Annotated in this window: 15 protein-coding genes and 1 pseudogene; 9 read left to right on the plus strand and 7 right to left on the minus strand. The window is 71.7% G+C overall.

The window, feature by feature from the left end; all coding sequences use genetic code 11:
- The first annotated feature begins 259 nt into the window (after window positions 1-259).
- Window positions 260-1,558, plus strand: a complete 1,299-nt coding sequence (locus tag E1293_RS36030) for a hypothetical protein (RefSeq protein WP_132202763.1) — start codon at window positions 260-262, stop codon at window positions 1,556-1,558.
- The gene (locus E1293_RS36035; RefSeq protein WP_132202765.1) at window positions 1,555-2,910 is read left to right on the plus strand and encodes a hypothetical protein; all 1,356 of its coding nucleotides are present in this window, start codon (window positions 1,555-1,557) and stop codon (window positions 2,908-2,910) included. Before E1293_RS36030 ends, E1293_RS36035 begins: the two co-directional genes overlap by 4 nt.
- On the opposite strand, the gene E1293_RS36040 is transcribed toward E1293_RS36035, so the two are convergent.
- Entirely contained in the window at window positions 2,907-3,479 is a 573-nt protein-coding gene (locus E1293_RS36040; RefSeq protein ID WP_207939287.1) for a CGNR zinc finger domain-containing protein, read from the minus strand. The two genes, E1293_RS36035 and E1293_RS36040, sit on opposite strands and share 4 nt — an antisense overlap.
- Before the next feature lie 85 nt (window positions 3,480-3,564).
- Here E1293_RS36040 and E1293_RS48870 point away from each other — a divergent pair, with 85 nt between their 5' ends.
- Both E1293_RS48870 and E1293_RS50845 read left to right on the plus strand, forming a co-directional pair.
- Window positions 3,565-3,744, plus strand: a complete 180-nt coding sequence (locus tag E1293_RS48870; RefSeq protein ID WP_207939288.1) for a hypothetical protein — start codon at window positions 3,565-3,567, stop codon at window positions 3,742-3,744.
- A gap of 12 nt (window positions 3,745-3,756) precedes the next feature.
- Window positions 3,757-4,224 (plus strand): annotated as a pseudogene (locus E1293_RS50845) (phosphotriesterase family protein); the annotation flags it as partial.
- 90 nt (window positions 4,225-4,314) lie between these two features.
- Here the strand turns inward: E1293_RS50845 and E1293_RS36050 are convergent.
- Window positions 4,315-4,764, minus strand: coding sequence for a hypothetical protein (locus E1293_RS36050; RefSeq protein ID WP_132202769.1), 450 nt, complete (start codon window positions 4,762-4,764; stop codon window positions 4,315-4,317).
- Window positions 4,765-4,773: 9 nt separating this feature from the next.
- Entirely contained in the window at window positions 4,774-5,544 is a 771-nt protein-coding gene (locus tag E1293_RS36055; RefSeq protein ID WP_132202771.1) for an MBL fold metallo-hydrolase, read from the minus strand.
- Window positions 5,545-5,682: 138 nt separating this feature from the next.
- Between E1293_RS36055 and E1293_RS36060 the strand changes: the two genes are divergently transcribed.
- From E1293_RS36060 to E1293_RS48875, 3 genes are read left to right on the plus strand one after another with little or no spacing between them, the layout of a single operon-like run.
- Window positions 5,683-6,105 carry a MarR family winged helix-turn-helix transcriptional regulator gene (locus tag E1293_RS36060; RefSeq protein ID WP_132202773.1) on the plus strand — a complete coding sequence of 141 codons (423 nt, stop codon included), beginning with the start codon at window positions 5,683-5,685 and terminating at the stop codon, window positions 6,103-6,105.
- A gap of 59 nt (window positions 6,106-6,164) precedes the next feature.
- Window positions 6,165-6,587: a hypothetical protein gene (locus E1293_RS47950; RefSeq protein WP_165978547.1), complete on the plus strand. Its 423-nt coding sequence runs from the start codon at window positions 6,165-6,167 to the stop codon at window positions 6,585-6,587.
- Between the two features lie 12 nt (window positions 6,588-6,599).
- Window positions 6,600-7,028 carry a hypothetical protein gene (locus tag E1293_RS48875; RefSeq protein ID WP_207939290.1) on the plus strand — a complete coding sequence of 143 codons (429 nt, stop codon included), beginning with the start codon at window positions 6,600-6,602 and terminating at the stop codon, window positions 7,026-7,028.
- Between the two features lie 238 nt (window positions 7,029-7,266).
- On the opposite strand, the gene E1293_RS36075 is transcribed toward E1293_RS48875, so the two are convergent.
- From E1293_RS36075 to E1293_RS36090, 4 genes are all read right to left on the minus strand, one after another.
- On the minus strand, window positions 7,267-8,478 hold the full coding sequence (locus E1293_RS36075; RefSeq protein WP_207939291.1) for an MFS transporter: 1,212 nt from the start codon (window positions 8,476-8,478) through the stop codon (window positions 7,267-7,269).
- A 2-nt stretch (window positions 8,479-8,480) separates the two neighbouring features.
- Complete coding sequence (locus tag E1293_RS36080) at window positions 8,481-9,047, minus strand: Chromate resistance protein ChrB (RefSeq protein ID WP_132202775.1); 567 nt, start codon at window positions 9,045-9,047, stop codon at window positions 8,481-8,483.
- A gap of 186 nt (window positions 9,048-9,233) precedes the next feature.
- Window positions 9,234-10,031: an ABC transporter permease gene (locus E1293_RS36085; protein WP_132202777.1), complete on the minus strand. Its 798-nt coding sequence runs from the start codon at window positions 10,029-10,031 to the stop codon at window positions 9,234-9,236.
- Complete coding sequence (locus tag E1293_RS36090) at window positions 10,018-10,959, minus strand: ABC transporter ATP-binding protein (protein WP_165978548.1); 942 nt, start codon at window positions 10,957-10,959, stop codon at window positions 10,018-10,020. The genes E1293_RS36085 and E1293_RS36090 overlap by 14 nt, the downstream gene beginning before the upstream one ends.
- A gap of 204 nt (window positions 10,960-11,163) precedes the next feature.
- Here E1293_RS36090 and E1293_RS36095 point away from each other — a divergent pair, with 204 nt between their 5' ends.
- Both E1293_RS36095 and E1293_RS36100 read left to right on the plus strand, forming a co-directional pair.
- Complete coding sequence (locus E1293_RS36095) at window positions 11,164-11,475, plus strand: PadR family transcriptional regulator (RefSeq protein ID WP_132202781.1); 312 nt, start codon at window positions 11,164-11,166, stop codon at window positions 11,473-11,475.
- The gene (locus E1293_RS36100; RefSeq protein WP_207939292.1) at window positions 11,472-12,239 is read left to right on the plus strand and encodes a hypothetical protein; all 768 of its coding nucleotides are present in this window, start codon (window positions 11,472-11,474) and stop codon (window positions 12,237-12,239) included. Before E1293_RS36095 ends, E1293_RS36100 begins: the two co-directional genes overlap by 4 nt.
- Window positions 12,240-12,721: the final 482 nt, after the last annotated feature.

Here is a 12,721-nt window from a genome sequence, read left to right on the forward strand (position 1 = left end):
CATAAACCCCGCCCGTCCCCCATCGGTTGCAGCCGGGCCTCGTTGAGCTGGCGGAGCTTGGTGGGGGGCAAGTCGGCGCTGGTCATGGTCGTTCTGAACGAAAAGTCGCGCTTCGAGCAGGCGTGCGTGGGGTCCAGCCCGAACTCGCCGGTGGGTTCGGGTCTCCAATCTCCTCGATCGCCGGCACACGTACGAGCAACCCCGGAGCGCGCATGACCTACGAGACCGCACGAGAACGTCGTCCAGGGGGGATGGCGATGTGGCGCCGCATCGATCGGAGGCCGTCGAGGTGAACGCCCGCAGCCTGCCCCGCGAGCTGGCGCGCGCCTACGGCCGGCGCCTCCGGACCGACGTCCGGACACGGCTCGTCACCGGCCTGGCGGCGATCATCGTGGCCGTCATCGCGGTCGCCGTCGCGGCCATGTGGCCTTCCGGGCCGGAGGAGTCCGAGACGTCCTTCAAGACGGGGAAGCTCGCCGCCCTGCGCACCGCACCTGACCGGGTTCCCAAGCAACCCGCGATCCCGAAGGACTGCGGTGTGCCCCAAGAAACGCTGAAGGCCCTGGTGCGGGGCAGCAGCACCACGGACGCGTGCTCCTGGTACGCGCTGACCGGCGGGAACAGCAAGGAGCGGTCACTCAAGATCGGCAGGGGCACGGGGTACTTCAAACGGTTCCCGACCTCTTTACGAGGCCCCCTCGCCACGTTGAGCCCGCACCCGCCCCGGCGCCTGAGCGGGCTCGGCGACGAGGCGATGGCGTACTACTCGGTCTCCGGGATGGAGGGGACGGGCCTGGTCGTCTTCCAGTTCAGGGGCGAGACGTTCACAGCCGCGTACGAGGGCTGGGACGGGCCGCCGGCCGATCCCGCGAAGGTCGAGCCGCTTCCGGAGAAGGACGCGCTGGCGGGGGCCATGCGTGCCGCGGCCGACCTGGCCACGGCGCTCGGCGCGCCGTCCCGGCCCGTTGAGCAGGACACCCCGGCTCAAGCCGGCGGGCCCGCCGCCCTGAAGCGGGTCCCCAAACCTTGCGACACGGTGCGTGAGGACACCATCGACGGACTCGCCGCCGGGGCCGTGCCGCAACGCGGCACCGAGGCGAGCCTCTCGGACGCGTTCGGCGCCACCACCGACAGTTGTGTGTGGGGCGCCAGCAGATACGTGCCGGAGCGCGACCGCACCCCCCACGAGGAGACCCGGCGTCTCGCCGTCACGATCACCTCGATCCCGGATCGCGAACCCGGCTTCGGCGTCCGAGCTGCCCGCACGGACTACTTGGCGCTGCACCAGGGGGCTCGGGGCGACGGCGCGACCGTGCCGGCACCGGAGATGTTCAGCGCGGTGGCCGGACTGGGTGAAGAGGCGTGGATCAGCTACGGCAAGCTCGCCGTCCTCCCGGGCAAGGCCGCCACGGTCACGTTCCGCGTGCGCAACGTCCTGGTCAGGGTCACGTACATGGGCAGCATGAACATCCGCACGGACAAGCTGATCCCCCGCGACCAGGCACTCAGAGGCGTCTACACCGCCGCCCTCGACGTAGCGGAGGAGCTGCAGCCGTGAGCGATCCCATGAACGGACACGATCACGACGCCCCGGAGGAGCGAAACGCCCCCGGGAGGGCGGTGCGGATGCTCGCGGATCGTTGGAGGCGGGTCGTCCCAGTGGCCGCCGGGCTGGTCGCCGTCGCCGTCGCCGTCGCCGGCTGGGTCCTATGGCCGTCGTCCGGATCCGACGACGCCGAACCGGCCGGCAAGCTGCCGGTGACAGCCGACCCGGTGCCCAGCGGGCCGATCGCCCGTGGTCTGCCGGAGAACTGCGGTGTGTCGGAGGCGACGCTGAAGGCCGTCGTCCCGGAACGTGAGATGCGGGAGAACGGCGACTTCGGATACTGCGAGTGGTCGCAACGCATCTCGGCCGAGTCCCGGTACCTCACAGTGGAACTCACCCAGTTGCGTGAGGACGGTATGAAGCAATCGGACGCGACGACCTACGGGACGCTCGCCGCCGACTGGATCGACGATGCGGAACGACTGCAGTTCGGCGTCATGCGCGGCCCGCGGGTGAAAGTGGCGCCGCTGGCGGCCGCGGTCGAGATGACGACGCCGACGACGCGTACCGACGAGGAGGTGCTGGCGGTCAAGGGCCTGGGAGAGGACGCCGTCGCCGCTCACGACCCGTCGGCCGGCGCTCTGGTCGCCTTCCGCGTGGGGAACACCGTCGGTTCGATCTCCTACAGGGGGACGGGTCCCCGTCCGGCGCCGCAGAAGGAGCTGATGGACGTCGCGCTGCGGATCGCCTCCGACAGCGCTCGCGCCCTGGGCATGCCGCCGCGCGTGAAGCCGGAGGCCGTCAAGCAGGAGAAGACACCTGACGGCGGCAAGAAGCCGTCCGGCGCCTGCTCGCTCGTCCCTGCCGCCGCGATGGAGCATGCCCTGGGTGGCAAGCCCTCCTCCAAGGAGCTCGCCTTTGCCACCAACCGGGTGGAACCCCCCGACCTGGAGCCCCCCGACGTCGGGAGCCGCCAGGTCATGCAGCAGACGGGGTGCCGGTGGAAGGCGAACGGCCACACGATGAGGGTCGTCCTCAGGGCCATTCCGGACACCGGCCAGGACACAGGCGTTCGCCTCGCGACGCGCGGGTACCTGATGATGCATCTCAACGCCCGCGCTGAGGAGCCGCTGTCACGCAAGGGCAAGAAGTACTTCACCGCACTGAAGGGGCTCGGACAGCAGGCGTTCGGCTCTTACGTCGAAGGGTCCACGCCGGCACGGGTTCTGTTCCGCCGCGGCGGTGTCCTGGCCGAGGTCTCCTACGGCCACCCGGACGGAAGCGAACCCTCCGACGGCAAGAGCGCCGTGGGGCTCGCCTATGACATCGCTGCCCAGGTGCAGAAGGGGATGGGCACGCCTTAGCGGCCCTGGGTTCCGGCCGAGGCCGAGCGGCGCGCACGCAGGGCGCGCACTCGGCCTCGGCTGGCGCAGGCGGGCGACGGGCACCAGCGGCGACGCCCCGCAGGGTCGGCGAACACGCCACGGCAGTCGCCTTCGGGGCACACCTTCAGGTCGTCCCGCTGCGGCCCGGTGAGGTGGTCGACGGCCTGCCGCGCTATGCGAGCCAGCGCTGTCCGAGTGGACGGCGGCGCCGATCGGACGAGCCGTCCGTCGACTGAGAGGGCGACCGGGTCGTCCTGGCCCAGGAAGGTTTCGAGGGATCGCACGTCGTCGTCCTCGGGCGGACGTCCGTCGACGGTCGCCAGCGCGATGGGGCGCAACGTCTCCCGGAGGCGAACAGCCCTGTCGAGGTCGTCCTGATGCGGTGGCTGGACGGGTGCCAGGTCGCACAGGCCCAGCCATTCGGCGAACCGGACGGGGTCGGGCAGCCGCTCGACCGGCCGCGCACCGAAGGCGCGGCCGCGCGTGGCCAGCAGGTTCAGCCAGGTCGCGCCGCAGTCGAGGCGGAACGCCACCGGATCTTCCTTCACAGGACCGAGTGTCGTTCGTCCACTTGGCGCCCTACGTCGGCGTCCCCAAGGCCCTGGCGGGCCTGCGCGTCGCCGCGGCGGCGCTGTGAAGGTCAGGACGGTGCTGGGCGACATCGACCCCGCCGACCTCGGGATCTGCGATACCCACGACCACCTGTTCCTCAGCTCACCGCGGCTGCCCGGCGAGGAGTTGGACGACCCCGCCGCGGCCACCGCCCAGGCCAGAGCGTTCGCCGAACTGGGCGGAGGAGCGATCGCCCAGTAGACGCCCTACGGCATGGGCCGCCATATCAACGACCTTGCGGACATCTCACGCGCGACGGGCGTCCACATCGTCGCCGCCACCGGCCTGCACCAGGCCGCCCAGACCGTCGACCCCGCCGCCCTGTTCGCCGATGAACTGACCGGCGGCCGCGCAGGCATGATCAAGGTCGCGAGCACGTTCCACGACCTGGACGCCCACGCCCGGCGCGTCATGACAGCGGCGGCGGAGGCGTCCAACGCGACGGGTGCCGCGATCGGTGTCCACCTGGAGCAGGGCACGTCCGCACTGGACGTCCTCGACCTCCTCTGCGACACCCTCGAAGTCCCGCCGGACCGGGTGATCCTCGGCCATCTCAACCGCTCACCCGACCCGTGGCCCCACCGCCGCGCCGCCGAATCCGGTGCGTTCCTGGCGTTCGACGGACCGTCCCGAGCCCATCACGCCACCGACTGGCACCTGTTCGAGTCGCTCACCGCACTCGCGGACGCCGGCCACACCGACCGCATCCTGCTCGGCGGCGACGGCCATCTTCACCACCAACCCGGCCAGGGCGTTCGCCGCGCCCTGGCCCTAGCGGAGAGCGTTGTAGACGCCGGCGGCCACGGCGCCGTAGGCCAGGTGGGGCACGGCGTCGGCCGCCCAGTCCGACCCCGTCCACTGGCGGGGATCGGTCAGGCCGAGCGCGGTCATCGGCGCGCTCGACCCGGCCATCGCGAGCCCCGTCAGAACGACGGCCCCGAGCGGCCGCGGGACACGCCGTCCTCCCATCAAGAGCCCGTACAGGAGCCCGGCCCCGAGACCGGTCCCGAACCCGAGCATCGGACCCAGCCCGGCCTTCCGGTTCTCGGCCTTCTCCTCGTCCCCGAGGTCGACACCGGCCATCTCGGTCAGCCGCTCCACGCTGTCCTCAGGCGTGCTGCTCGCCGGTCGTCCCCGGACCACCATGTCGAGATAAGTCACCATGTTGAGTGCGGTGGTGCCGGCGGCACCGGCGACCAGTCCGCGCGTCAGTCTGTCCATGCCCTCGCGCTACCCGGAATGGACGGGCTCCCACACCGGCGAGCCGTCCCGCTCGCGAACCCGCCCGAACACGACGTCGGCGAAGTGGATGCCGAACCCGAGCGTGTCACCGTCGCGGAGCTCGTCCAGCAGCCGATGCCTGTTCTTGATCGCCTGCTCGCGGTCGGAGTCGACGGCCACGATCCAGTCGGGATCACCGATCTGCACCGGCGAGTGGAACGCGTCGCCGAACGCGATGAGCCGCCGCCCGGCCGACTCGATCACATAGGCGGCGTGCCCCGGCGTGTGACCCGGCGTCAGGAGGACCCGCACGCCGGGGAAGATCTCCTCCCCGTCCTCGACGGTCCTGATCCGCTCGGCGGCCGGGGTCTCGTCCCGCTGCCGCCACTCCGGCTCCGCGACCAGATGCTCGCCGAACGAACCGGCCCAGCCGATGTGGTCGGGGTGGAGATGCGTGTAGGCGACGGCCTCGATCTCGTCCGGACGACGCCCGAGCTTGCCGAGGCTCTCCAGAAGCTCGCCGCCCTCGAGCACGCCGTGGAGCGCATTGCCCGGATCGTCCGGCTCCTTCCGCGGCCCGAGACCCGCGTCGATCAGCATCGCCCGCTCGCCCCGCTCGACCAGCAGCTCGCCGATGCTCGCCACCAGGGCACCGGACCCGTCGAGGACGTGACGATGCCGCGCCCAGTCCTCCTCGGTCGCGCTGGGCAGCCACCCGCGCGACCTCAGACGACCGACGCCATCGGGGACGTAACTCAGCCGGAATTCCCCCAACTCCACCGAACGGATCCCGGACGGACGGTTCCACCTGGACACAAGACCTCCACACGACAGACTGCCCAACATCGAAGGAACTTACAACTAGAACTATTCAAGCTGCAACCTTTAGAGCTTGATGCACGCCGCTAGACTGCGCCCGTGGAAGAGAACCGCCCGGCCGTCGCCGAACAGGAGATCTGCGGCCTGGTGAACGGGCTGGCCACGCAGCTGGACGCGCACATCCGCGACCGGGCGATCGACCTCGGCCTCACCGCTCCGCAGGCCGTGGCGCTCCGCGAGCTCGCCGCCCCGATGACGATGCGCGAGCTGGCCCAGCGCATGAGCTGCGAACCGTCCAACGCGACGTTCATCGTCGACCGCCTGGAGAAGCAGGGCCTGGTCGAACGCGGCCCCCACCCGACCGACCGCCGCGCGAAGGTCCTCACCCTCACCCCCGCGGGCACCGGAACGCGTGAACGCCTCATGGCGAGACTGACGACGGACTCCCCGGTCGCCCGCCTGAACCCCGAGGAACAGCAGGTCCTGAAGGCGCTCCTCCAGCGCGCGACCGGCGGCACCTAGCCCACCCGCGTTCTGTTACTGTCCGACCACGCATCCCCCCGGCCGCCCTGGAGCCGACCGTGACGAAGAAGATCGCGATCCTGCTGGCCATCGGCGGCCTCACGTTCGGCGCCACCGCCTGCAACGACGAGAAGCCGGAGGCGAAGGCGTCGCCGTCGACGGCGGGCACACCGGCCGCGTCCGCACCGGCCGCCGCGCCGTCCACCAGTGCCCCTCCCAAGCCGGCCGCCACCAAGCCCAAGATCACCCAGAGCAAGCAGATCGTGATGATCGACCCGGACGGCAAGCGCTACACGTTCACGACCATGGTCCAGATGGCCGCGGGCATGCGCGCGACCATGGGCGACCACGCCCCGTCCGGCTTCTGCGAGAAGTCCTACGCGCAGGGCGTGAAGGAGGGCGGCGAGTTTCCCGCCGGCCGCAGCGTCTTCCTGGCCGCCTGCCGGGAGGGCTGGCGCAAGGCCGCCCACCCGCCGCAGTAGAGGGGAGCCGCCATGGCCAGCCTGATCGCAGTCGCCCTCGCGGTCGTCCTCCTGCGGCTGGTCGGCCCATCGCCCATACTCATCGCCCAGCTGGTCGTCCTGGTGGCTCCGATCGCCGTCCTCCTGGACGTGGCCCTGCTCTCCGGCATCCGCAGGAGACGGGCAAGGACCCCCCAGGCCGCCCCCGCCCCTGACGCCGTCCGGCTGCGCGAGATCGAACGGCGCCGGACGGCAGCCGCCGAACGCGAAGCCGCCGAACGCCTGGCGGAGTCGCGCAAAGCCGCGGAACGAGAAGCCGCCGAGCGCCTCGCGGCCGCCCGCGAGGCCGCCGAACAGGAAGCCGCCGCGGAGGCTCGCCGGGTGGCCGAGGACGTGCGCAGAGCCGAAGAAGACGTGAGCCGGCTACGCAAGTCCGACGATCGCTACTGGTCCCCAGACTGACAGACCGCCCGGGTGTCACCGCGTCCTCAGCGCGGCCCGGAGACGCCGCCAGGCGCGGCGCTAGCACGCCACAGCGGCCACGGGGCGCCGGTCGGGTCGCGGCCGCCACCAGCAACAACTCCGAGTGGGCAGCTGACGAAACTCCCTGATCAGCGGCTTGCTCGGTACCCGTCAGCCCGGATTCGACGCTAAACAAGATCATCTTCCGCTGTGCTGCACCCGAGGATCCGGTCCTCGATCATCTGTGCTCCGTCAGGTGTCGTTGCCCGGTGCGACGGCCGGTCCGGCGAGGGCCGAGCGCACCGATCGCACCGGCCGCCAGAACAACGCCGAGGGCCAGGTAGCCGTAGGTGAGGCCGGCGAAGGTGGCGACGGTCGCGACCAGGAGCGGGCCGCCCGCGTCGCCCAATTCGCGGCCCACCTCGGCCGCCCCCATCGTCTGGCCGATGCGTTCACCGGGGGTGGCGGCGGCCAGGGCGGCGAAGCCGAGCGGGGTGATCAGCCCGGTTCCGGCGCCGATCAGTGCGGCGCCGCACAGCACCCCGACCAGGCCGGGAACCATGGCGCAGCCGAGTCCCATCGCGGTGACCAGCAGCCCCGCGGTGATGCCGCCGCGGGCGGTGAGGCGCCGAGAGTCCAGGGCACGCCCGGCCCGCGGCTGGACCAGGGCCGCGCACGCCGCCAGCACCGACACCACGGCACCGGTGGCCACGGTGCCCAGCCCGGCGTCCCGCCCGGAGACGGGCAGGAACCCCACCCCGGCCGACAGCGCGGCGGTCGCTGCGGCCAGGGCCGCGGTGGGTGCCAAGAATCTCGGGTCGGCCAGACGTCGAGCCAGATCGAGCACCGTCTGGCGCGGCCGGAGCAGCGGCGGCACGGCCGGGACGGCCAGCGCCGCCCAAGCGGCGACTCCCGCGCCCAGCACCGCCAGCACCACGAACAGCAGCCACAGACCTCCTGCCCACACCACTACCCCGCCGAGCAGCGGCCCCAGCGTGTAGCCGATCGACTTGTAGAAGCCGTAGGAACCGAAGGCCCTGCCGTGCCCCGCCGCCGGGTTGAGCCGGGCGACCAGGGCGGAGGCGGCCGGGGAGAACGCCGACGCGGCGGCCCCCTGCCCCAGGCGAGCCGCCCACAACCAGCCTGGGCTGTCGGCGACGGCATAGACGGTCGAAGCGGCCGCGAACGCCGCCAGCCCGCCTACCAGCACCGGACGGGCGCCCACGCGGTCAGCCAGGGAGCCGAACAGCGGTTTGAGTAGCACCTCCGCGCCGTCGTACAAGGCCAGCAGCCCGCCCAGCACCATCAATGAGGTGACCGCATCCGCCGAACGGCCACCGAGAGTGGCGGCGATCCCGTGCGCCCCGAAGGCGGTGGTGAATCCGGCGGCATACAGCGGCCACATGGCGCGCCGCGGCGCGCCGTCGCCTGCCTCCGCCGAGGACGGCATGGTCAGCCGCCGTCCTTCGAGCCCTGGTGCAGCGCGGTGAAGACCCGTTCAGCGTAGCCCTCGCAGGCCGCGGCGCACTGTTTGAGGCGCTCGGCGGCCTGAGGCGCCTCCGGCGAGCCGAAGACGTCCCGTGCGGTCAGGTCACGGTGCCAGCGGCGCAGCCGCTCCAGGCTCTGCTCTTCCTCCTCCAGTTCCGCCAGGGTGAACTTGGCGGTGCGGATCTCTTTGGCGAGTTCGGCTTCGTACTTGTCGCAGTCGTCGAGGAACTCTGCCCAGTCGGCGGTGCGGGCAGCGGCGAACAGCTCCTTGAGTCGCTGAGCGTCGGTGTCGGTGCGTCCGCTGGCCGCCAGCGCCACCACCTCGCCGCCGGCCTCGCCCGCCAGCCGCGACGCCCGCGCGAGGCCGTCGGCGAACACGGGCACATCGGGGACCGTCCAGGTCCCCTGCCCCAGCGACAGCGCTCCGATCCGGCGCAGTTCCCGCCACACCGCCACCCGGTGCCTCGAAGGTCCGGCAGGCAGCCGCACCAGCAACACCACCCACGACACAAGGAACGGTTCAGCTACCACATCAGCAAATGTAGCGCTCGTTACTGAAGACGGTGAGACGTCCGCAAAAGCATCGGCAGCCGATGGCGGGGAGGAGCACACCGCGGGCCTGAGTTTGCAGAATGCGACTCCCAGTCCCCAGGAGTGGCCCACCGGGCCTCCGGTGTTTTCGGCGGAGAAGGGTGTCGCCCGACCGGGCCGCGGGTCTCATGCGGCGGGGTCGCGCCGGTGGAGCACCAGGACGGAGATTCCCGCGGCCAGGGCGATCGTGGCGATCTGGACAACGATTCCGGTGCCGAGGCGGGCGGTTCCGGCGGGGGTGAACAGGTCGGTCCAGTTCTGCCAGTAGTGCACGGGGAGCATCACCGCGATCGTGTGCAGGCTGGGCTGGCCGTTGAGGATGCTGGCCGCCACCACGAAGGCGACGGCGGCGCCGAGCGCTTCGGCGCCCCGGGGCAGCAGCAGCCCGAGGACGAAGGACACCGCGGCGATGCTGAGCATGCACAGCAGCGTGTAACCGGTGGCGGCCAGGACACGGCCGGCCGCGGCACCGCCGGTCAGGTCGGCCGCGCCGATGATGTGGAAGGGATGCCATCCGAACAGCGCGAGACCGCTGATGAGTCCTCCTGCCAGGACGCATCCGGTGGCGGTGAGGGTGGTGACCGCGACGGCGCCGAGTTTTCCCGCTAGTAGGCGTGATCGGGTGACGGGGGCCACGTAGAGGTAGCGCAGCGTTCCCCAGTCTCGGTCGGCGGAGGCGATGGCGCAGGCCAGCAGCGCCACCACGATCGGCAGGAGCAGCGGCGCGATGAACTGCAGGCTCGCCATGGTGTGATTGAGCGCGGAGTAGGTGGACGCACCGAACAGGCCGCCCTGGTCGCCGTTGCGATGTCCGGCGTGGGAGGCGCCGGCGAGCGCGGCGAGGGCCGGGACGGCGGCCAGGCAGGCCAGTGCGATGAGCGTCCGGATCCGGAGCAGTTGGGTGCTCAGTTCAACGCGCAGCATGCCCGGTGTCTCCTTCGGTCATGGTCAGGAAGACCTGTTCGAGGGATCGGCTCACCTGCTGGACCGATGTGACGCCGATGCCCGCCGTGACCAGCGCCTGGACGACGTCGCGGGGCGCCACGCCCGGTGCCGCGACGACGAACTCGGTGCCGCGGGCAGTGACCGCGGTGACGCCCGTCATCCGGCGCAGCACCTCGGCGGCCCCCCGGGGGTCGTCCAGTTGGACGCGGTAGGCATCGGTGTCGCCGAGCAGGTCGGCGAGCGGGCCGGCGGTGACCAGCCGGCCGAGGTTCATCACGACGATGTGGGTCGCGAACTGTTGCACTTCCGCCAGCTGGTGGCTGGACACCAGCACCGCGGCTCCGTGCCGGGCCAGAGCGCCGAGGTGCTCCCGCAGGGTCCGGACCTCGGCGGGGTCCAGGCCGTTGGCCGGTTCGTCCAGGATCAGCACGTCCGGCGCCCGCATCAAGGCCTGGGCGAGCATCAGCCGCTGCTTCATGCCGGTGGAGTAGCCCTTGACCTTCCGGTCGATCGCGGCGCCGAGCCCGGCGAGGTCCAGCGCGTCGTCCAACGCGGGGGGCGGCCACGCACGCCGCGTCGCCGACCACAGGAGTTTCAGATTGCGGGTGCCGGTCAGATGGGGCACGAACGCGGGCCCGTCGACGAGGACGCCGACGCGCCCGAGCACCTCGGCGCCCAGGCCGACCGGCCGGCCCAGGATCCGCGCGCTGCCGGTGTCGGGGGCCGACAGGCCGAGCAGCATCCGCAGGGTGGAGGTCTTGCCCGCGCCGTTCGGGCCGAGCAGCGCACAGATCTGGCCGGCGTCTACGGCGAATCCGAGCCCGCTGACGGCCTGTGTGCGTCCATAGCTCTTGGACAGGTCATCGGCGCGGATCATCGCCGTCGTGCCGGCGGTCGAGCGTTCCATCGTGTGCCTTTCCAGGGTGCGTGCGTCACGTGCATGCCGGGCGATCCGGGCGGCTCCGAGGCCGGGCGCCGGCCATTTCAGCCGGACCCGTTCACGGGACCGATCAGGCAGAACGTGTTTCCATGGCGTCATAGTACGTGTCTCGTAGTACATGGCAAGTAGTATCGCGCTTCGTACTACGATGAGGGAAAGGCAAGGAGACCCATGCACAGCAACGACGCCCAGATGCTCGTGCTCACCGTCCTGGCGGATCGTCCGCTGCACGGGTACGCCATCAACACCGCGATCGAAGAGCTCACCGGCCGCAGACTCGGACCCGGCAGCCTCTACGGCGCGCTCTCCCGGCTGGAGACGCGCGGTCTGATCGAGCCCGCCGGCCAGGCGGCCGCACCTCAGGAGCGGCACCGCACGATGCGGATCACCGGCCCCGGCAGGGAGGCGCTGCAGGCCGAGTTGGAGCAGATGGCCCGGGTCTCCCAGGCCGGGCTGCGCGCGCTCGGGATCGCGCCGGCATGAGGGCCGCCACCCTGATCACCGGCCTCTATCCACCCGCGGTCCGGCAGCGATGGGGTGCCGAGATCAGCCACGAGGTCTCCGAGGCGGGCATCGGTGCCTGGCCGGACGCCGTCACCGGGGCGGCACGGCTCTGGCTGCACCCCAGCGACTGGCCCGAGACGCTCGCCGGGCAGACCCGCCGTGTGCTGGCCGTCGCGCTGTTCGCGATCGCCGCCGTCACGGCACTGCTGCTGAGGGCGACCCAGCCGTCCGCCGCGTTGACCGCCGACCCGGGCCACCCCCTCACGAGTTCGTGGCTCGTCCCCGTCCTGCTCGGAATCGGTCTCGCCACCCCGCTCCCGGTCCTGCGGTGGCGGGCCCTCGCGCGCCTGGTGACCGTGGCCGTCCGTACTCTCGCCGCACCGGCCGCCGCGCTGTCGGCCATGGTGCTGGCGGCGAACAGCGGCGTGGTCGAACAACCCACGGGATTCGTCAAGGCCGCGCTGATCGGCTGCTACTGGGCCGTCCTCGCCTTCACCGCGCTGCGGCTGTGCAGCCTGGTCGCCAGGGTCGCTGCGGCCGCCGCCATGCCGACGACGGGCAGGCTGCGCGCAGCGCTTCTGCTCATCGGGACGGGGCTCGCGCTCGCGGCGGGCCAGAGCCTCTTCGCCATAGTCGGGACCGCACCCGGCGGCGGTTCCGTCACCGTGATGCTGGTACTGGGCCTGCTGGCCGCCGCGACGATCCGCGCCGGCCACGACCTGCGCCCGGACAGGACGGCCTGACGCCGGCGAGCGAGCCACACGCCGAATCGGCCCGTCAGGCCGGCGGCGGCGCCCTCGCGGAGCCTCACTGCCGGACACCAACGTGGCATGGACACTGCGCCGGAGACGCCGCCCGGTACACCGCGGACCGCACCAGCGGATGCCGGAAACCCACCCTGGTGCCGACGGTCAAGGCATCGGCGTCCTGGGCGGCGTCGAACTCGTCCGGGCCGAGACCCGGGGCGGCGCGAGCACGCCACAGCGGCCACGGGTCGCCAGTCGGGTCGCGACCGCCACCAGCAACAGTAGCCCCGAGGCACCCACTCCATCTGGCCACGCCCCCCACAAACGGGGAAACTGGACCACATGCCCACCTCGCCACGGACGGCCCTAAAGGCCCCAATGGGGGCAAGGGGCAAAGCCCCAAAGCAAGAACCCAAAACCACGCGCCGAGAGAAACACGGACACCGACCGAAACCGGGAGGGGGCGTGGGGGCGGAGCC

Origin of the sequence: Actinomadura darangshiensis (assembly GCF_004349235.1) — a bacterium.
GTDB lineage: Bacteria > Actinomycetota > Actinomycetes > Streptosporangiales > Streptosporangiaceae > Spirillospora > Spirillospora darangshiensis.